This window comes from uncultured Oxalicibacterium sp., assembly GCF_913776015.1.
Lineage (GTDB): Bacteria > Pseudomonadota > Gammaproteobacteria > Burkholderiales > Burkholderiaceae_D > Oxalicibacterium.
In genome coordinates, this window is record NZ_CAJYMD010000008.1 from 37,444 (window position 1) to 57,257 (window position 19,814).

At 57.5% G+C, this 19,814-nt stretch carries 14 protein-coding genes; 4 read left to right on the plus strand and 10 right to left on the minus strand.

Going from position 1 to position 19,814, the window contains the following annotated elements:
- Position 1 precedes the first annotated feature (1 nt).
- The 6 genes from QZ725_RS01560 to QZ725_RS01585 all read right to left on the minus strand — a co-directional run bounded on the left by QZ725_RS01560 (position 2) and on the right by QZ725_RS01585 (position 9,531).
- Positions 2 to 721, minus strand: a complete 720-nt coding sequence (locus QZ725_RS01560; RefSeq protein ID WP_293775786.1) for a DUF4198 domain-containing protein — start codon at positions 719 to 721, stop codon at positions 2 to 4.
- 267 nt (positions 722 to 988) lie between these two features.
- Positions 989 to 4,129, minus strand: a complete 3,141-nt coding sequence (locus tag QZ725_RS01565) for a CusA/CzcA family heavy metal efflux RND transporter (RefSeq protein WP_293775788.1) — start codon at positions 4,127 to 4,129, stop codon at positions 989 to 991.
- Between the two features lie 12 nt (positions 4,130 to 4,141).
- Positions 4,142 to 5,389, minus strand: coding sequence for an efflux RND transporter periplasmic adaptor subunit (locus QZ725_RS01570; RefSeq protein ID WP_293775790.1), 1,248 nt, complete (start codon positions 5,387 to 5,389; stop codon positions 4,142 to 4,144).
- A 15-nt stretch (positions 5,390 to 5,404) separates the two neighbouring features.
- Positions 5,405 to 6,805, minus strand: coding sequence for a TolC family protein (locus tag QZ725_RS01575; RefSeq protein ID WP_293775792.1), 1,401 nt, complete (start codon positions 6,803 to 6,805; stop codon positions 5,405 to 5,407).
- A gap of 97 nt (positions 6,806 to 6,902) precedes the next feature.
- The gene (locus QZ725_RS01580) at positions 6,903 to 7,256 is read right to left on the minus strand and encodes a DUF2946 family protein (RefSeq protein WP_293775794.1); all 354 of its coding nucleotides are present in this window, start codon (positions 7,254 to 7,256) and stop codon (positions 6,903 to 6,905) included.
- 37 nt (positions 7,257 to 7,293) lie between these two features.
- The gene (locus tag QZ725_RS01585; RefSeq protein ID WP_293775796.1) at positions 7,294 to 9,531 is read right to left on the minus strand and encodes a heavy metal translocating P-type ATPase; all 2,238 of its coding nucleotides are present in this window, start codon (positions 9,529 to 9,531) and stop codon (positions 7,294 to 7,296) included.
- A 108-nt stretch (positions 9,532 to 9,639) separates the two neighbouring features.
- Here QZ725_RS01585 and cadR point away from each other — a divergent pair, with 108 nt between their 5' ends.
- Positions 9,640 to 10,089, plus strand: a complete 450-nt coding sequence (gene cadR / locus QZ725_RS01590) for a Cd(II)/Pb(II)-responsive transcriptional regulator (protein WP_293775797.1) — start codon at positions 9,640 to 9,642, stop codon at positions 10,087 to 10,089.
- Positions 10,090 to 10,226: 137 nt separating this feature from the next.
- The gene (def, locus tag QZ725_RS01595) at positions 10,227 to 10,730 is read left to right on the plus strand and encodes a peptide deformylase (protein WP_293775799.1); all 504 of its coding nucleotides are present in this window, start codon (positions 10,227 to 10,229) and stop codon (positions 10,728 to 10,730) included.
- A gap of 29 nt (positions 10,731 to 10,759) precedes the next feature.
- On the opposite strand, the gene QZ725_RS01600 is transcribed toward def, so the two are convergent.
- The gene (locus QZ725_RS01600; protein WP_293775800.1) at positions 10,760 to 11,086 is read right to left on the minus strand and encodes a hypothetical protein; all 327 of its coding nucleotides are present in this window, start codon (positions 11,084 to 11,086) and stop codon (positions 10,760 to 10,762) included.
- Between the two features lie 258 nt (positions 11,087 to 11,344).
- On the opposite strand from QZ725_RS01600, the gene QZ725_RS01605 reads away from it, so the two are divergent.
- Positions 11,345 to 12,817 carry a sensor domain-containing diguanylate cyclase gene (locus QZ725_RS01605; RefSeq protein ID WP_293775802.1) on the plus strand — a complete coding sequence of 491 codons (1,473 nt, stop codon included), beginning with the start codon at positions 11,345 to 11,347 and terminating at the stop codon, positions 12,815 to 12,817.
- Between the two features lie 141 nt (positions 12,818 to 12,958).
- On the opposite strand, the gene QZ725_RS01610 is transcribed toward QZ725_RS01605, so the two are convergent.
- The 3 genes from QZ725_RS01610 to QZ725_RS01620 form a co-directional block, all read right to left on the minus strand.
- Positions 12,959 to 15,316 carry a penicillin-binding protein 1A gene (locus QZ725_RS01610; RefSeq protein ID WP_293775811.1) on the minus strand — a complete coding sequence of 786 codons (2,358 nt, stop codon included), beginning with the start codon at positions 15,314 to 15,316 and terminating at the stop codon, positions 12,959 to 12,961.
- Positions 15,317 to 15,574: 258 nt separating this feature from the next.
- Positions 15,575 to 16,864: a nitrate/sulfonate/bicarbonate ABC transporter ATP-binding protein gene (locus tag QZ725_RS01615; RefSeq protein WP_293775804.1), complete on the minus strand. Its 1,290-nt coding sequence runs from the start codon at positions 16,862 to 16,864 to the stop codon at positions 15,575 to 15,577.
- A gap of 17 nt (positions 16,865 to 16,881) precedes the next feature.
- A complete protein-coding gene (locus tag QZ725_RS01620; RefSeq protein ID WP_293775805.1) occupies positions 16,882 to 18,624 on the minus strand; it encodes an ABC transporter permease subunit in 1,743 nt (580 codons plus the stop codon).
- A 303-nt stretch (positions 18,625 to 18,927) separates the two neighbouring features.
- Here QZ725_RS01620 and fnr point away from each other — a divergent pair, with 303 nt between their 5' ends.
- Positions 18,928 to 19,680: a fumarate/nitrate reduction transcriptional regulator Fnr gene (gene fnr, locus QZ725_RS01625; RefSeq protein ID WP_293775807.1), complete on the plus strand. Its 753-nt coding sequence runs from the start codon at positions 18,928 to 18,930 to the stop codon at positions 19,678 to 19,680.
- Positions 19,681 to 19,814: the final 134 nt, after the last annotated feature.

The following is a 19,814-nucleotide window of genomic DNA, read 5'->3' on the forward strand; positions in this document are numbered from 1 at the left end:
CTTATTTGTTAGGTGTGGCGGCTGGCGCGGCAGGCAGCGGCTTGGCACCGGTCGATTGATTCAGGGACAGCGTCGTGACGTAACTGGCGGTGTCATATGCCTGACCATCGCGCTGGCCTGGTGTTTTGTCCGTATGCTTGGTTTCCAGTATATAGGTACCTTGCCACGGCGTATCGAAATGCACGAGACCCTGTTCATCCGCATGCGCTTCCTTGCCCCAGCCCGATTGCGTGTTGATCGTCACGGCAGCTTTCGGCAGTGGCTGGCCCTTGTAGGTGACCTTGTATTCGCCAGCCTTGCCGGTCGGTACGATATCCAGCGTCAGTTTCGGCTCGACGGCAGCTGACGACGTGATCAGGCGCGCAGCAGGCGTCCAGATCAGGCGCGACTTGACCTTGTCGCCTTCCTTTTGCTCGATCACCGGATAAGTCGCTTCTTCGGCATACAACGATTCATTCTTGCCGGCACGTGCCGACAGCTGGAACGATTTGGCCGATTTCGTCAACGTCAACGCCTGTTCACCCTTGCTGCCCGCCAGATGGGCGGTCGGCTTGACGAACTTGTCGAGCAAGCCGGGCGAGGTTTCGCGCAGGTTTTCACCGAACTCGCCAAAGTACAGGTTGGCACTGTTGGCATCCTGCTCCAGCCAGACCTGGTGGGCTTGTGCCGAACCGGCAAGCACCAAAGCGGAAATCAACGGCAACAAGGCGAAACGTTTCATCGAGCAGTCCTTTTCTTGTGGTGAATAAAGTGAATGAAGCCGGTAATAAATTTCCCGAGTTCAGGCAACGAATATTGAATGAGAATGGTTATCGTTGCTATTCTAGAAGGAAAGTGTAAGCGCTGCAATGGAAAGCCGCGATTTCGATCGTGATTACATCGAAAAGACAGCGCCCCTCTTATCCAAACCACAAAACCACAAAATAAAACACAAAAGAAAAAGCGCGGATCACCTTCATCCGCGCTTTTATTTTGTCGAGAATTTTCGTTATGACAACAATTCTTCTTCTTTCTGATACGCCATTCGGTAAAGCAAAGGCAACACCAGCAAGGTAAGAAAGGTGGAGGAAAGAATGCCGCCAATGACCACGGTCGCCAACGGACGTTGCACCTCGGCGCCGGTACCGGTCGCCAACGCCATTGGCACGAAGCCGAGCGAGGCAACCAGTGCCGTCATCAACACAGGGCGCAAGCGTGTCAGCGCGCCTTCCCTCACCGCCTGCGCCACGCTTCTGCCCTCCTCGCGCAGATTGCGGATGAAGGAAATCATGACTAGGCCATTGAGCACTGCCACGCCGGACAAGGCAATGAAGCCAACCGCTGCCGAAATCGACAAGGGAATGCCGCGCATCCACAAGGCGATGATGCCGCCAGTCAAGGCAAACGGAATGCCGCTGAACACCAGCAAGCCGTCGCGCACGTTGCCAAACATCGCAAACAGCAGCGTGAAGACAATCAGCAAGGCAACCGGAATCACGATCTGCAAGCGCTTGGCAGCAGACTGCAACTGCTCGAACTGGCCACCCCAGGTTGTCCAGTAACCGGCCGGAATTGCCACATCCTGCTGGATGCGCTCTTCTGCTTCGGATACGAAAGAGCCCAGATCGCGATTACGTACATTGGCGCTGACAACGATACGACGCTTGCCGTCTTCGCGGCTGATCTGGTTGGGGCCCGGCGCAATCGACAGTTTTGCCACTTCGCCCAACGGAATGAAACGTACCGGGCCGGCTTCACTGCTGCGCGGCAAGGCCAGCGGCAAGCGCGACAGCGCATCCAGATCCTGCCGCGTCTGCTCTGGCAGGCGTACAACGATATCGAAGCGACGGTCGCCACGGAACAAGGTGCCGGCGCTGGTGCCGCCAATCGCCGTCGCCAACGCAGATTGCACATCCATGACATTGAGGCCGTAACGTGCCGTTTTCTCGCGATCGATCTCCACCGTCAGCATCGGCAAGCCAACCGTCTGTTCGACCTTCACGCCCGTCGCACCGCGCACTTGCTGCAACGAAGCCGCGATTTTTTCGGCGGTACGATTGAGTACGTCCATGTCGTCGCCGAACAGCTTGACGGCCACATCGCTGCGCACACCGGAGATCAGTTCGTTGAAGCGTAACTGGATCGGTTGCGAGAACTCGAAATTGCCACCGGGAACGCTCGCTGCCGTTTCATTCATCGCTGCCACCAGTTCTGCATGCGACTTGCGCGGCTTAGGCCATTCGTCCTGCGGCTTGAGCATCACCAGCGTATCGCTGATGTTGGGCGGCATCGGGTCAGACGCAATTTCCGCCGTTCCCGTACGAGCGAACACACGCTCGATTTCAGGATGCGCGGCCAGCAACGCAAGTTCCAGTTGCTGCTGCATTGCCACCGATTGCGTCAGGCTCGTACCCGGCACCCGCAGCACCTGAATCGCGATATCGCCCTCGTTGAGATTCGGCGCAAACTCACTGCCAATGCGCGTGCTCAACAAGCCCGACACGATCACCAGCACGACCGCAAACGTCAGCACCACAGACTTGTTATCCATCACGCGGTCGAGCACAGGCGCATACCAGCAACGTGCCTTTTGCATCAGGATGTTTTCCTTTTCGGCCACGCGTTCGCCGATGAACAGCGCAACAGCTGCCGGCACGAAGGTGATCGACAGAATCATCGCGCCGGCGAGCGCCAGCACCACGGTCAGCGCCATCGGGTGGAACATGCGGCCTTCGACACCGGTCAGTGCAAAGATCGGCAGATAGACGGCCATGATGATCAACTGACCGTAGATCAGTGGCCGCCGTGCCTCCCTCGCAGCCGCAAATACTTCCTGAAAGCGTTCGCTGCGCGTCAGCACTCGCCCATGATGCACCTGCGCATGTGCTAAGCGTCTCACGCAGTTTTCGACAATCACCACCGCGCCATCGACGATGATGCCAAAATCCAGTGCGCCCAGACTCATCAGGTTGGCGCTGACCTTGTATTGCACCATGCCGGTGAAGGTGAACAGCATCGATAACGGAATCACCAGCGCCGTGATCAGAGCCGCACGCACATTGCCAAGGAAGAGGAACAGCACCACGATGACGAGAATCGCGCCCTCCAGCAGGTTTTTCTTGACGGTGGCGATCGCCTTGTCGACCAGATGCGTGCGGTCGTAGACCGTCACCGCCTTCACGCCTTCTGGCAGACTGCGATTGATGGCTTGCATGCGTTCATCCACGGCTTGTGACACCGCACGACTGTTCTGGCCGATCAGCATGAAGACGGTACCCAGCACGACTTCGCGTCCGTTCTCGGTGCCGGCACCGGTGCGCAATTCACGTCCGTAGCCAACTTCGCCGATATCGCGCATGCGGATCGGAATACCGCCATTGTTGCCAAGGATGATGTTGCCGATGTCTTCAATGGTCGCCACCTGCCCCGGTGCGCGAATCAGCAACTGCTCGCCATTGCGTTCGATGTAGCCGGCACCGACGTTGCCGTTATTGCGCTGCAAGGCAAGCACCACGTCCTGCAAGGTCAAGCCATACGAAGCCAGGCGCTCCGGCACGGGTGCCACCTGATACTCGCGTTCGAACCCGCCGATGGTGTTGATCTCGGTCACCCCAGTCACATTGCGCAATTGCGGCTTGATGATCCAGTCCTGAATCTCGCGCAAATCGGTGGACGTGTACGGCGTGCCATCTGGCTTGCGCGCGCCATCTTTGGCTTCGACGGTCCACATGTAGATTTCGCCAAGGCCGGTCGAAATCGGGCCCATGGTTGGCGTCAGCTCGGGCGGCAGGTTTTGGCGTGCTTCCTGAATCCGTTCATTGACCAGTTGGCGTGCAAAGAAGATGTCGGTGCCATCCTTGAAGATCACCGTGATTTGCGACAAACCGTAGCGCGAGAGTGAACGCGTTTGTTCAAGACCGGGCAAACCGGACAGCACGGTTTCCAGTGGCCAGGTCACACGTTGCTCGGTTTCCAGCGGCGAATAGCCGGGCGTGGCCGTGTTGATCTGGACTTGCACGTTGGTGATATCGGGCACGGCATCGATCGACAGGCGCTGGTAGTTGTAGATACCCATTGCAGCCATGCCGAATACCATCAACATGACCAGCCAACGCTGCTCGATGGCAAAGCGGATCAGACGTTCAAACATGATGTCATCTCCTCAATGCGTATGCTCGACCGAAGCCTTGCCGAGTTCGGAACGCACGACAAAACTGCCCTCAGCGGCATATTCCTGCCCAAGCTGCATGCCTTGCAGAACTTCGATGCGCTTGCCGTCACTACGCCCGAGCTGAACAGCTTGCGCCCGGAAACCGTCGGGCGTGCGCACGAACACCACATCGCGGTTTTCCAGCTTGTGGATGGCGTTCTTGCTGACGGCGACCGGTACCTGATTCTCGCCAGTCATGATGTCGATCGTCACGAACAATCCTGGCCGCCAGATGCCCTGCGGATTGGTCAGCGTTACGCGCGCGGTTGCCGTACGTGTCTGCGCCCCCAGCAAGGAGCCGACATAGGCCACCTTGCCACTGGCCGACGAAGCAAAGGCATCTGCCTTGACGACCACACTTTCTCCCACGCGTATGTGCGGCAGGTTGCTGGCTGGCACGGCGATTTCTGCCCACACTGTACCGAGATCGGACAGCGTGAAGATCGGCGTATCTTCCTTCAACGATTCGCCCAAAGATATATGCTTTTCGACCACCATGCCGTCGAATGGCGCACGAATCTCGTAACGATTCAATTCCCTGCCGCTACCGGCATCGGCACCGATGGCAATCAGTTTCTGCGCGGCGTTACGCGCCGCGATTTCGCTCTCCTGCAAGGCTTGCTGTGCCTGCAGGAAATCCTGCTCGGCCGACACCTTTTCCTGCCACAGCATCTTTTCGCGCGCATAGGTCAATTGCGCAAGCTTCAGGCGCTTTTGTGCTGCCGATAATTCACTGCGCTGTTCTGACACGGCAGTACTCGCCATTACCGCCAGCACCTGTCCTTTCCTGACCTGCTGTCCGAGATCGGCAGTCACCTGCAAGACCACACCGGACACGCGCGGCACGATATGCGCCGTGCGATCTTCGTTGAAACGAATCTCCCCCGGCAAGGTCATCGACGTGCGAATGAACGCGGTATCCGCAACCTCTATCTTGATACCGGAAGTCTTGATCTGCTCGGCATTCAGCTTGACGTTATCGACCTCTTTTTCCTGCGTCTGCGTTGCGTCGGACGTTACCTCGGATTTTCCGGCGGCCCGCTTCTCGTCTTTCTTGACGCTTGCATGACCATGTCCATCGTTTTCGCCATGCTCGTCCTGTGAGCCGCCACCCAGCAGAATCAATCCGCTGAGAACAAGGCCGACTGCAACGATGATGGCGATCCATGTCGCCTGCTTTTTATTCAGATTGAAAATCATGATCGTGTCCTGTTCTTATCGTTGCGTTGTCTCGTGGCTGGTGCCGCGATTCGCGTGGCGGATTGCATCACGGACGTTCGAAGCCGCGGACGGTAATGCGACCGCATCCTCTGGCATGCCTAGCCAGCGATCGATGTCGGCAGCGGCTGTGTGTGCGTCAGCCAGTGCGCGCAAATACTGCGAGCGTGTCTGCAGCAAGGTACGCTGCGCATCGAGCACATCGAGAAAATTAAACTTGCCGAACTCGAACCCTCTGACAGCGGCGTCATAGGCGCTTTGCGCGCCTGGCAGCATGTCACGTTGCAATGTCACGGTTTGCTGGGTCGCATTGCGCAGCATTTCGTAAGCCTGCGTGACATCGGCATCAAGTCGGATCAGCGTCACCTGCGCTTCATCGCGTGCCTTGTCGGCACGACGCAAGGCTTCAAGCAGATTGCCCTGGTTACGGTCGAACAAGGGCAGCGGCAGTGACACACCAAACAGTGCCTGGTCTCGCCCAAGTTCGTTATTGCGCTGCATCCCCAGACTGACGCTGACATCAGGAATGCGCTTGCTCTTTTCAACCTCGACCTGCGCCTGCCAACGCTCGATTTCCGCGCGCGCACGTCGTGCCAGTGGCGCGTCCTGCATGCGCTGCTCCAGTTCGTTCCAGCTCGGCACGACAGGCAATGCCTGTGCATCGCCGACGACTTGTCCGAAACGTGCAGCCGGATTACCCCAAGTGGCAGCCAATTTGCGGCGGGCCACATTCAGGTCGGTGGTGGCCTGCGTGACGTCGAGACGTACGCCGGCTTCAGCCACACGAGCACGCGTTTCTTCCACTGGCGACACCTTGCCGGCCTGTACGCGCCGTCCCGCAACACGACTGCCGCTTTCGGCAATGGTCAGTGCGGCCTGCGCGAGTTTCAAACGTTCCTGCGCGTACAGAACGCTAAAAAAAGCCGTGATCACGTTGGCACGAATGTCGGCGACACGTGCCGCCAGGTCGGCTTGCGACGTGTCGTAGGCACGTGTCGCAGCGGCAATGCGTGCACTGCGTTTGCCGCCAAGCTCGATCGGCTGACTCAATTCAAGGCTGGTGGTACGCGTGTCGCGCCGACGATCTTCCACCGCCATCGACACCGAAGGATTGGGAATGATGCCGGCTTGGCGAATGGTTGCGGCTACGGCCGCCGATTCATGGCGAGCCGCCGACAATTCCGGGCTGGAAGCAAAAGCCATTGCCAGTGCTTGCGGCAAGGCCAGCACGCCCAAAGATGCGGCTTCGGCGGCTGGATGGCTCCGCATCTCACCGATGGAAATACCGTTTCCGGCCACCATGCCTGGCGGCGGAAAATCGGTTTGTGCCATCGCCAAGCGAGGCACGGGCATGAGCGCAAGCGCCAGCATGCCGCATGACAGTGAAACCCTGTACATCGAATTCTCCTGGAACGAACATGGAAATTCGACGGAAGAGCAGTCCTATCGGCTTGTCGCCGTGAGTAGAGGAAAGATCAGGACCGGTCCCGCCGCGTCAGGCGGCGGGCAGACGATCGGGCCGTCTGGGTCCTTCAGGAAAATGCGAAGAGAAATACTGCGGGGGTGTGGCGTTGTAGATGCGCGGTGGCGGCACGACAGTCGGCAGCAGTGGCAAGGCAAAGAAGGCCTGCAGCGCAGCAGCATGACAATAGCCGCAGTCGCCATGTACCTTGGACAGATCGCCATCGCCATTTTTTTCATGGTAATCGGCATCGAACTGGTGTTCGTGATGACCAAAGTGCGTCGCTGTCGAAGGCAGTTGACCATGCTCGCAATAGACAGCCGCCGCAGCCCAGGAAAACTGGAACGGCAGAATCGTCAGCAGGAGGATGATCAACAGTTTTTTCACGGCAGGCATGATAACGCAGAAATCATTGAATACGTGCTCAGGACTTGTTCGGGATGGCTCGCAACAGCCGCAAACCGTTCGCCACCACGATCAGACTCGCGCCCATGTCGGCGAACACCGCCATCCACAGCGTCGCTTCTCCGGTCAGTGCCAGCACCAGAAAAACAGCCTTGATGCCGAGCGCGATCATGATGTTTTGCAACAGAACGCGATGGGTACTGCGGCTGAGGCCGATGAAGTCGGCCAGCTTGCCGAGACGGTCATCCATCAGGGCCACGTCCGCCGTTTCCAGCGCCGTGTCGGTGCCTGCTGCCCCCATGGCAAAACCGATATCGGCCTTGGCCAGCGCCGGCGCATCGTTGATGCCATCGCCAACCATGCCGACCTTGCCGCGTTCGGTTTGCAATGCACTGACAGCAGCCAGCTTGTCTTCCGGCAGCATATTGCCGCGCGCATCGGCAATGCCGACCTGGGCTGCGATGGCTTCGGCCGTGTGCGGATTGTCGCCCGTCAGCATGACCACATGTACGCCCTGACGTTGCAAGCGTGTGATCGCATCCGCTGCATCGGCACGGACCGTGTCGGCCACCGTGATCAACAACATGCGGCGCGTCTCGCTGGCAAGCACAACGACGGTTTTGCCGGCACGCTCATGCCCATCCAGCACTGCTTCCAGTTCGGGACTGCAAACACCCATTTCATGTATCAGACGATGGTTACCCAGATACCAGGTTTGACCGTCGATGACACCTTTGACGCCGCGCCCCGTCAACGCGGAAAAATCGCTGACCTCGAATGGTGAAGCCTGCGTGTGCCGCTTCCATGCGGCAAATACTGCGGTCGATACCGGATGATCGGACAGATGCCCGAGGCTGGCAGCGATCTGCAGCAAGTTGTCGGCATCGCCACCGAGCGCCACGACATCGACCACGGCTGGCTTGCCAGCGGTAATCGTGCCGGTCTTGTCCAGCGCGATCGCCTTGAGCTTGCGCCCCATTTCCAGATACACGCCACCCTTGATCAGGATGCCGTGCCGTGCTGCCGCCGCCAGTCCGCTCACGACCGTGACCGGCGTCGAAATCACCAGCGCACATGGACAGGCGATGACCAGCAATACCAACGCCTTGTACAGCCACGGCTGGAACGCCGCGCCCGTAACGAGCGGCGGCACGATGGCAATCAGTAAGGCCAGTGCGACGACTGCCGGAATGTAATAGCGGGCGAACTGATCGACAAAACGCTGCGTGGGTGCGCGCTCGCCCTGCACTTCCTGCACGCTGCGGATGATGCGCGCCAGGGTGGAATCGGTCTGTGCTGCGGTCACGCGATACGTAAAGGTCCCGTGTTCGTTGATGGTGCCGGCAAATACCTGATCGCCGGGACCACGTTCTACCGGCAGGCTTTCGCCGGTAATTGGCGCCTGGTTGATGGCGCTCTGCCCTTCTTCGATGATGCCGTCGAGGGGCAGTCGCTCGCCAGGACGCATGCGCACCACGGCATCACGATCCACGCTGGCTGCCGGTACTGCCTGCCACTCACCACCTGCATCGCGAACGGTCGCCATATCAGGCGTCATGGCCATCAGGCTCTGGATGGCATTCCGGGCACGATCCAGCGACATGGCTTCAATCATTTCGGCGGCGGCGAACAGGAAAATCACGACCGCCGCTTCCGGCCATTGGCCGATCAACACGGCGCCAATGACCGCCAGCGACATCAGGAAATTCATGTTCAGCGAGAAATGACGTAGCGCGACCCAGCCTTTGCGCAAGGTATCCAGCCCGCCGGTCAGGATGGCCGTCAGTGCCAGTGCAATCACGAGCATGGAACTGTCGCTCCCCGTCGTCCATGCCACGACCTCGGAACCGATTGCCGTGACGCCGGACAAGCCCATCAGCAGCCATTTGCGTTGTGAGATATGCAAACTGCCATCAAGCGTTACCTTTGCAGCATGCTCTGCGTCGGCATCCAGCGAATCCGACTTCACGACCGGCTCAAGATCGAGTTTCTTCAGCGCCGTGACGATGCCTTGCAAGGACGGCAAGGTGTGATGGACAGTGAGTTCACGCGCCATCAGATTGAACTGCATGGCAAGCACACCTTCCATTTTCTGGAAACGGTCGCGGATCAGTTTTTCTTCTGTCGGGCAATCCATTTTCTGAATCAGCAAAACCGCCTTTTCTGTACCGGCAGGAAGTGTTGCAGCAGACGCTGCCGCGGCGGAAACGGGCGCAGTATTGGTGGCACAACCGTGATCATGATTGCAACATCCCATGATTTCTCCTTGAACAAACTTGGTCTTGCTTGACCGGACACTTGTTATTAGAGACTCTGTAGCCACTATAGGGTCAAGCACTTCCGTTACTCTTTTGGGAGAAATCGCATGTCAGGGATGAAAATTGGCGAGTTGGCTGCCAAAACCGGTTCTTCGGTAGAAACCATTCGCTATTATGAACAGCAACAATTGCTGCCGCCGCCAGCCCGCAGCGCGTCGAATTACCGCATGTATGGCGAGCCGCATGTGAAACGCCTGCAATTCATCCGGCATTGCCGTTCGCTGGACATGGCGCTCGATGAAATCCGCGCCCTGCTTGCCCTGCGCGATCATCCGCAAGCCGACTGCGGCGGCGTCAATGACGTACTCGATCATCACATTGCGCACGTTGCAGCGCGGATTGTGGAATTGCAGAACCTGCAACAGCAATTGCAAGAACTGCGCAGTCGCTGCAGTGAGGTACAAGCCACCGACCATTGCGGCATCCTGCAGGAACTTGAAAATACCGAAGGTGGCGAACCGCGTAACCTGGGTTCGCACAGTGGCGGTTGCCACTGAAAGCCAATGCATCGACCGCGCATTTGAACGTTCGCTCACACCAAAACAAGCGGCTGCGCCAGCGCGTTTATCTGACCTATCTTCTGTATCATGCCGGCTCCGCCAGACTGAACTGCTCACCCTGTTCTATTCACTGAATGACACGCCGTAAGATTCTTCGCTATCCTGATCCACGTCTTCTCACCGTCGCCAAACCTGTCACGCGTATTGATGATGCGCTGCGACGACTCATCGATGACATGACAGAAACCATGTATGGCAGCGGTGGCATCGGTTTGGCCGCCACACAAATCGATGTGCATCAACGCGTGATCGTGATGGATGTGTCACAAAAACGCGATCAGCTCGTGGTGCTGATCAATCCCGTGATCCTGGCTGCAGGCGGCAGTGCCAGCCATGATGAAGGCTGTCTATCCGTACCCGGCACGACGATACGCGTGCGACGCCCTGCCTGGATTCAAGTGCAGGCACTGGATCGTGAAGGCGATTTGTTTGAAGTGCGTGCCGATGACTGGGAAGCGGTTTGCATCCAGCATGAGATCGAACATCTCGACGGCATCGTCTTTACCGACTACCTGCCAGTCGCACAACAGGAAAAATTGCGCAAGCAACTCGCAACGGCGGGAAACCGCCGCCGCTGACTAGCCGGATTGCGCGTGCCCTCAGTGCGTTACGCCTGAATCAGCGTGGCACTGACGGGATGCATCGCGCCCGTAGCCGGATGGCGCAACTTGGAAACGCGTGCAGCGAGAATGGGCGCAACCTGTTCCCTAGTTAGCCCGTTGCGGACGAAGAAAGCGTCGTCGATATCCAGTTCGGCGCGCACGGTGTCAGATTCAATCGCGATGTCACTGACCTTGCCGAATAAATCGATCTGCAAGCCGCTAGCTGGACTACGGATATCAATCAGACGTTGTGCTACCGCCTCGGCAAATTGCCGCGCATCCAAGGCGCGCAAGACAGGAAAGCAACCATCGATACGAATCCAGATTTTCATTGTGCGATTCCTGATTTGCCTACGGTCTTGCCTGCTTGCGGACGCAACATGTGCATAATTAAAGATTCCATTATCGAGATTTAACAAACTTCCACAATTAATACCCTTTTCACAACATTTTATCGTCAATCGCTAGGCTAGAATTGGCGCAACCGATTAAACGGTCGCCTGCCATAAAAAATGCCTACAACGCGTGCGCCCACCATCCGTGCAAAACTTGTCATGCTGATCCTGGCATGCGTTGTGCCGGCTTCATTGATGGCCATCGTCTTAATCGCTCACGATTATCAACGCGCACGCGAACACCTGCTGTTCAATCTATTGACGACCGCCCGCACGATGATATCTGTCGTCGATCGCGATCTGGCCAGCATCGAATCCTCACTGAATGCGCTCAGTACCTCACCCTATCTGGAACAACGCGATTTTCGTGCCTTTCATGCCCAGGCACGTGATGTATTGCTCAGTCAGGCTGGCGGCGATGATATGCATATTTCGCTGCTCGATAACAAGGGCATCCCTGTCCTGAATACCCGGCGGCCATATGGGACGGCATTTTCCCAATCCAATATCGCTGCCGGATATCACTCGATACGGGAAACCGGCAAGCCATTCATTTCCGATATTTTTACCAGTCAGTTTTCCGGTCTGCCAATCATCACGATCGGCGTGCCGATAAAAGACCGTTACACCTTGCACGCTGCGATCAAGCCGGATCGCTTTTACAAGCTGCTGCAAAGCCAGCGGTTGCCCGCCGAATGGGTTGCCGCCATCTTTGACGGTCAGAACACCATCATTGCGCGCAGCCGCGACATGCCACGTTTCGTTGGCAAGAAAGCATCGCAAAGCATGGAAGAACAGTTGTCCAGCGGCGAACCCATTTTCGTGACTACTAGTCACGACCAAGTCAAACTTTACACGGTCGTTGGCCGCTCAACGGTTTCCAGTTGGTCGCTCGCGATCGGGATTCCTGAGGACTTGATTAATCAGGAGCTGCGCCAAACCATGCTGTGGCTGATCATTGCCACCATCATCCTGCTTGCCAGCAGCTTGGGGGCAGCGTGGCTGATCGGCGGCCGTATCGCCGAATCGATTCGCGGCCTGACAGGCCCGGCACTGGCGCTCGGTGCAGGTAACGTTGTAACGGTGCCACCGTTGAATCTGCGCGAAGCCGATGAAGTCGGCAATTCGCTCGTAAAGGTATCGTACATGCTGCTGCATGCGCAGTATCGTGCCAACCACGATGCCCTGACGGGGCTCGCCAACCGTAGCCTGTTCAATGAAGTACTGGAACAGCATCTAACTCTATGCAAACGCAACCAGACGCCGCTCTCGATTCTTTATATCGATCTTGATGGTTTCAAGGCCATCAACGATCAGCATGGTCACGATGTAGGCGATCGCCTACTGTGCACCGTTGCCTCGCGCATGAAAGTGGGCAGCCGACGTTCAGACATGGTGGCGCGGCTTGGTGGCGATGAGTTTGCGATTATCATGGTTGGAGCAAGCAGAGCCGATAGCGCGGTGGTCGCACAAAAGCTGGTGGATAGTCTGTCGTGCCCTTATGAAATCGATGGCATGAAGTTACGCATCTCCGCCAGCATCGGTATAGCCGGCTATCCCGAGTCCGGCGAAACAGTGGAATCACTGTTACAGCGCGCCGATGACGCGATGTACCGCGCCAAGGAATTGGGGCGTCAGCGTGTAGAAACGGATGACATCGAATCCTGACGGCAAGACACGACAGCCAACAGATCGGATATCCGCAACGAATACCGTACCGCGAAGGCGCATCAAAGACTCCTTGGCACATAAAAAAGCAGACAATCGTCTGCTTTTTTCATACATCAGCCCATTTGTCCAAATCGACGCTCAACCGCGATAGAGATCATCCATGCGTTTTTGCTGCCGCTCTTCAGGACTATTTGGCGGCGGTGCGGTTTGCGGCTGAGAGTCCTGGCTTGGCGTAAAGAATCGCTCCCAGAAACTCTTTTCCTCATCAACATCCAGCGAACGCACAGCATTCGGACTGTCGACATAATCGCTGTACATCCAGTCATCTTCCGCACGTACCAACCCTGGTGGCACGACGGGCGACATTTCAGGCTTGCCGCGCAAGGCGGTACGCATGTAATCGGTCCAGATCGGCAAGGCGAGCGTACTGCCGAATTCACGACCGCCGAGCGAGCGCGGCTTGTCGTACCCCATCCAGGCGACGCCGACGATATCGCGACCGTAACCGGCAAACCAGCCATCCATTGCATCGTTGGTGGTGCCGGTCTTGCCCGCCAGATCGCTGCGCCCCAGACGTTGTCCGGCCAGATAGCCGGTGCCCGACCGCACCACATCGCGCATCATCGAATCGGTGACGAAGGCATTGCGCGGGGAAATGGCGCGGATGGTTTCATCACCGGCTTTCGGGTGATCGGCTTCGAGCAAGACTTTGCCTTGCGCATCGAGCACTTTCTCGATCAGATACGGCGTGACGCGGAATCCACCGTTCGCAAAAACGGCATAAGCGCCCGCCATTTGCAGTGGCGTCACCGAGCCGGTACCCAGTGTCAAGGTCAGATTCAAAGGCTGCTTGGCAGGATCGAAGCCAAACTGGCTCAGATGCTCGACAGCGAACTGTGGCGTGATCTTGCGCAGGATACGAATCGATACCAGGTTTTTCGAACGCTTCAAGCCGTTACGCATCGTGATCGGACCGTCGTACTGGCCGTTGTCATTGCCTGGATTCCAGATTTTGCCATCCTGCTGCAAACCGCCGTCATCCGACAACTGCGCATCGTTGACGATGGTACTGGGCGACAAACCGCGTTCCAGTGCAGCCGAATAGACGAATGGCTTGATCGTCGAGCCAGGCTGACGCCAAGCCTGCGTCACGTGGTCGAACTGGTTCTGCGCGAAGTCGAAGCCGCCGACCAGTGCACGAATCGAACCGTCTTGGCCATTCAGTGCGACAAAACCGGCCGCCACTTCGGGCAACTGCACGATCGACCATTTGTTCTTGACCGCAACGACACGAATGATGGAACCGGGCTTGAGCTTTTTCGGCTCCGCGGCCTTGGGCGCGAGGCTGGATGCGGCGAACTTCAAGCCGTCACCGGTGATTTCCACCACATCGCCCGACAGCAAGGCTGCCTGCACGCGTTTTGGCGAGGCCTCCAGAACGACGGCTGCTTTCAGATCGTCGCTATCCGGATAGCGGCCCAGTGCTTCCTCGATCGCCTGATCGCGATCTTCGGCATCCTGTGGCAATTCGATCTGTCCTTCCGGGCCGCGATAACCATGACGACGGTCGTAATCCAGAATGCCACGACGAACCGATGCATAGGCCGCATCCTGATCGGCTTTTACGAGTGTCGTATAGACCGTGTAACCGGCGGTGTAGATCGCATCGCCATATTGGCCATACATGAAGCGGCGTACGGATTCTGCCGCAAATTCGGCATGCGTACGGTATTGGCCGCCATCGCGACGCACCTGCGACTCTTCATGCCGCGCCTGATCGTATTGCGCCTGCGTGATGAAATTCAGATCGTGCATGCGCTTGAGCACATATTGCTGACGTTCTGTCGCACGCTTTGGATTGACCACCGGATTGGCACTTGCTGGCGCCTTGGGTAGGCCCGCCAGCATGGCCGCCTCGGCAATCGTCAATTCCTTGATCGGCTTGCCGAAATAGATGCGCGCTGCGCTACCGAACCCATAGGCGCGCTGTCCCAGATAAATCTGGTTCATGTAGAGCTCAAGAATCTGATCCTTGGTCAGATTGCGTTCAATCTGGTAGGCCAGCAACACTTCCTGCAGTTTGCGGCTATAGGTTTTCTGGCGCGTCAGAAGGAAGGTGCGTGCCACCTGCATGGTGATGGTCGAAGCGCCCTGCGAACGACTGCGTACGAGATTGGCCAGGCCCGCCCGCACAATGCCGAGAAAATCGACACCACCATGCTCGTAGAAATTGTTGTCTTCGATGGCGATGATCGCTTTCTTCAGGTGATCGGGTACCTGCGCAATCGGCACGAAATCGCGTCGCTCTTCGCCATATTCCCCTATCAGCGCCCCATCCGCGGTATAGACGCGCAGCGGGATCTTGGGCTTGTAATCAGTCAGCGCATCAATGGATGGCAGGTTGGGCATGATGAAGGCGAATACCCACAAGGCAAAGATGACCACCAGCCCGGCAAAACCGACGCCAGCCGCGACAGCGGCCTGGCGCAACTTGATATCGGTCGGTCGCTCAGACCACGCAACGAACTGCTCGGAAAGATACTTGATGAACCGCAAGGCGAACCTCTGTATGTACTGTGTATAGAGCGAATGTAAAACCAGCCAAATACAAACTGGCAACTGCGAAACTGATTTGCGCCGCAACTTTATCAGGCATTGCCGGATCGAGTTGAAAGCAATTGTTTTTACGTTAAGAAAACGTAACCCTGCATGGACCGCATCACGCGGGAAGCGTTTCCGAAAATCGTTGTCCTCTTAGCCAATATGCGCGCCTTCAGGTAAGCGCAAACGGCCGGTATGGTAGTCGTAATCGTATAGTTCACCATAGCGCCCCCACTCAATCGCCGTCTCCAGGATGGCTTGTGCCGCATCGCTTTCGCGATTCTCGGACAGAGATTCGATGAACTGTTTCTCGGGCAATTCACCGCTGGTTTCGCGTTCCAGCTCCGCACGAATGTGCATCGCCAGTGGCACATGCAACAACAATTGCTGGCCAAACATTTCCTTGCGCATCATGTGCGGTACATGGCTGTAACGGTGCCCAAGAGCAGTGAGTGCGATATCGCCCTGTTCCACTTGCGCCAAGCCAAGCAAATTGAGTGCCTCATAGGCAGGAAACAAGTCTTCGTCGGGCAATTGCGCTTCGTCGGCCAGCTTGGGCAGATCAGCACGACCATGAAATGGTGCTGCTGCCAGCAGATCAAGCACGGCTTCAATACGCGCCACACCCGCTTGTGGCAAGGCGTCGCTCCAGGACTTGCGCGCTGCGGCAGCGACCGGACGCATCGTCATCAATCCATAAACCTGATCGATGAGCGCGCGCACGGCGGGCGAATCGGCATTGCGCGGACGCGGCAGGTTGACGGCAATTTCGGTACCGATGCGGCCGGGGCTACTGGTCATGACGAGAATGCGGTCGGCCATCATGACCGCTTCCTCGATGTTGTGCGACACCACCAGAATGCCCTTGGTCGGGATGCGTCGCGCCTCCCACATTTCGAGAATATCGTCGCGCAGGGTTTCGCCTGTCAGCACATCGAGCGCCGAGAAGGCTTCATCCATCAGCAGCACATCTGGGCCAGTCACCAGACCGCGTGCGATACCGACGCGCTGCTTCATGCCACCTGAAAGCTCGCGCGGCAAGGCACCACCGAAACCGGCCAAGCCGATCAAGTCCAGCATGGCATCGGCGCGTTGCGCGCGCTCGTCGGCGGGCACGCCTTGCGCTTCGAGACCCAGTTCGACATTCTGTTGCACCGTCAGCCAGGGAAACAACGCAAACGACTGAAATACCATTGCAATACCCGGCACGGGTTCCTTGATATCGCGCCCGCGATAACGCGCGCTGCCTCCATCAGCACGTACCAAACCGGCCATGATGCGCAATAGTGTCGATTTGCCCGAACCCGATTTGCCCAGCAAGGCGACGATTTCGCCTTCGCGCAGGGCGAAGTCCACGTTTTCCAGTACGTGCGATGCAATGCCATCGGCAGTGCGGAAGGATTTCGTCACGCCTTCCAGCGTGATCAATGCCTGATCGTTCATTTTTTCGTCTCCCGTATTCAATTGCTGCGCGCCTCGGCCAGCAGATAGAGTCGCCGCCAGAAAAAGCGGTTCAGCAACATCACGAAAATGCACATCACCCCGATACCCAGAGCGATGCGATGGAAATCACCGGCATCGGTGGTCTGCTTGATATAACTGCCAAGACCGGTAGCCGCCAGGGTGGTATTCCCCCAGGTGACATATTCGGCAACGATGCTGGCGTTCCACGAACCGCCGCTGGCCGTGATCGCGCCAGTCACAAAACTTGGAAAGACGGCAGGCAGGTAGACGCGCTTCCATTTCATCCAGCCCTTGAGGCCGAGATTGTCTGCCGCCAGACGCAATTCGTTGGGAATCGCGCTTGCCCCAGCCACTACGTTGAACAAGATGTACCACTGCGTGCCGAATACCATCAGTGGGCTGAGCCAAATATTGGCATTCAGATCCAGCTTCAGCAGCACGAACACCACGAAAGGAAACATCAGATTCACCGGGAATGCCGCCAGAAACTGGGCGACGCCCTGCACGCGCTGCGCCCATGCCGGACGCAAACCGATCCACACGGCAATCGGCACCCACACCAGCGATGCCAGACCGATCAGCAGCATCACACGCAGCAAGGTGATGCAGCCCAGCCAGACGACATGCGCCGTCTCGGCCCAGCCGACTTCCGCATGGATGAAGATGCCAAGGCGAATCACTGCCAGGGTCGTCACCGTCAGGATCACGCCATCCCAGAAGCCCGCCGGGATAGGTGCGAGGCGTGTTTTACGACGTGAAACCGCTGTGCCATCCTGCCCTTGTTGGGGCAGGCGAAACCAGCCAAGCGCACGCGCCAGTCGCGCTGTCACCTTGCTCCAGAACAAACGCATCCAGCGCGAACGACGCCCCAGATCGAGCAGCCAGGAACGTTGTGCAATATCGCCCGGTGACTCCTCGAAACGGAATTTGTCGGCCCATGCCAGCAAGGGGCGAAAGAACAACTGGTCGTACAGCACAATGCCAGCCAGCATGGCGACGATGGCCCACAAGATCGCGTGCACATCGCGCGCCTCGATGGCGGTTTCGATGTAGGCACCGATGCCGGGCAATCGGATGTCCTGCCCCGCTACCGAAATGGCTTCGGAGGCAACCAGAAAAAACCAGCCGCCCGACATCGACATCATCATGTTCCACAGCAGGCCCGGCATTGCAAACGGCAATTCCAGCCGCCAGAAACGCTGCCAGCCCGAAAGCCGGAAGATGCGGGCCGCTTCATTGAGTTCCGGCGGCACCGTACGGATCGATTGATACAGGCTGAACGCCATGTTCCATGCCTGCGACGTAAAGATCGCAAAGATGGCCGCGCATTCAACGCCCAGCATGTTACCGGGGAAAAGTGCGATGAAGGGTGCAATCGCAATTGCCTGAAAACCGAGGATCGGCACCGACTGCAGAATGTCCAGTGACGGAATCATCACCTTTTCTGCCGCCCGATATTTCGCAGCGACCGCCGCGAACACGAAGCTGAACAGCAAGGCAAACGCCAGCGCCGTGAACATGCGCAGGATGGTACGGAACAGGTAATACGGCAGATTGACCGGATCGAGCGAAATCGCCGTCACCTGCCCGACCACAAAGGGCCGCGTCATCTGCATGGCGCCAAACGCCAGCGCGACCAATACGGCCAGCACGAGCGGCAACAAAGCCCAATCCCAGCGATTGGGCGAGACAGCGAGCAATGAACGCGCGTGCCGACGCGGAGTGAACAATTCAAACATGGGGATACTGCCAGCAAGACGAGTCCATCGGGCCACCCGCTGGCGGGCGGCGACATGCCCCTTTAACGCAGCGACAATATTGCCGGTGTACAAAAGGTCGCCGAATCTTGCATCAGGTCGCGTGAAATTTGCGTTATCGGTACGAAACGATCCTGTTAGCCGATCGTTCGCCGCTGGATGATGAAAGTTTTTAACGCCGCCCTAACACGATTGGCATGTAAGGGGCGCTAGCATTTACAATCATGCCCTGTAACCGCATCGATGCGATTTTCGCTAACGCTACATTTCTGATTCGGATTCTCCATGACCCAACCCTCTCCTTCTGCCGAACCATTGAACGTGCATGCGTTGCGCGCCAGCTGCTCCAATTGCAGCATGCACCAACTCTGTCTGCCGATGGGGCTGGGGGAAAATGACATGGCACGGCTCGATCAAATCATCGGCCGCCGTCGCAAGGTGCCCCGCGACGGCCATTTGTATCGCATGAACGATCCGTTTACCAATTTGTACGCGATCCGCCTGGGCCACTTCAAGACCTGCCAGGTCAACGCCGGTGGTGAGCAGCAGATCACCGGATTTCAGATGACGGGTGAATTGCTCGGTATGGATGCGATCAGCACCGATCGCCATCACTGCGATGCGATTGCGCTGGAAGACAGCGAGGTCTGCGAGATTCCTTTCCCGCGTCTGGAAGAACTGTTTGGCACGATGCCGACACTGCTGCGCCATTTCCATCGCATGATGAGTCAGGAAATCACGCGCGAGCAGAATGTCATGCTTTTGCTGGGCAATATGCGCGCCGAGCAGCGTTTTGCCGCTTTCCTCGTCAACCTTGCCTCGCGCTATCTGACCCGCGGCTATTCGTCGACCCATTTTCAGTTGCGCATGTCGCGCGAAGACATCGGCAATTATCTCGGCCTGACAATCGAAAGCATTAGCCGCCTGCTGTCCAAGTTCAAGAAGCAGGGATTGTTGAAGGTCAATAATCGCCAGATCGAATTGCTCGATTTGCCGACACTGAAAGCCATGGCCGTAGGCAGCGACGTGTGCGCTTGAAACGTGCACATTACCGAGATATCCAACTGAATCTCGCCTAACGCTGGCGCACGCCTTGCTTGCAAGGAAATGCTACGAAGCTTGTCCGAAACACATTTGGCAAGCATTTCGCTATACGTCTGCTTTTACGGAAG

Coding starts and splice junctions, on each gene's coding strand:
- QZ725_RS01560 (WP_293775786.1), bottom strand. CDS start 721: ATGAAACGTTTCGCCTTGTTGCCGTTGATTTCCGCTTTGGTGCTTGCC.
- QZ725_RS01565 (WP_293775788.1), bottom strand. CDS start 4,129: ATGTTTGAACGTCTGATCCGCTTTGCCATCGAGCAGCGTTGGCTGGTC.
- QZ725_RS01570 (WP_293775790.1), bottom strand. CDS start 5,389: ATGATTTTCAATCTGAATAAAAAGCAGGCGACATGGATCGCCATCATC.
- QZ725_RS01575 (WP_293775792.1), bottom strand. CDS start 6,805: ATGTACAGGGTTTCACTGTCATGCGGCATGCTGGCGCTTGCGCTCATG.
- QZ725_RS01585 (WP_293775796.1), bottom strand. CDS start 9,531: ATGGGATGTTGCAATCATGATCACGGTTGTGCCACCAATACTGCGCCC.
- cadR (WP_293775797.1), top strand. CDS start 9,640: ATGTCAGGGATGAAAATTGGCGAGTTGGCTGCCAAAACCGGTTCTTCG.
- def (WP_293775799.1), top strand. CDS start 10,227: ATGACACGCCGTAAGATTCTTCGCTATCCTGATCCACGTCTTCTCACC.
- QZ725_RS01600 (WP_293775800.1), bottom strand. CDS start 11,086: ATGAAAATCTGGATTCGTATCGATGGTTGCTTTCCTGTCTTGCGCGCC.
- QZ725_RS01605 (WP_293775802.1), top strand. CDS start 11,345: ATGGCCATCGTCTTAATCGCTCACGATTATCAACGCGCACGCGAACAC.
- QZ725_RS01615 (WP_293775804.1), bottom strand. CDS start 16,864: ATGAACGATCAGGCATTGATCACGCTGGAAGGCGTGACGAAATCCTTC.
- QZ725_RS01620 (WP_293775805.1), bottom strand. CDS start 18,624: ATGTTTGAATTGTTCACTCCGCGTCGGCACGCGCGTTCATTGCTCGCT.
- fnr (WP_293775807.1), top strand. CDS start 18,928: ATGACCCAACCCTCTCCTTCTGCCGAACCATTGAACGTGCATGCGTTG.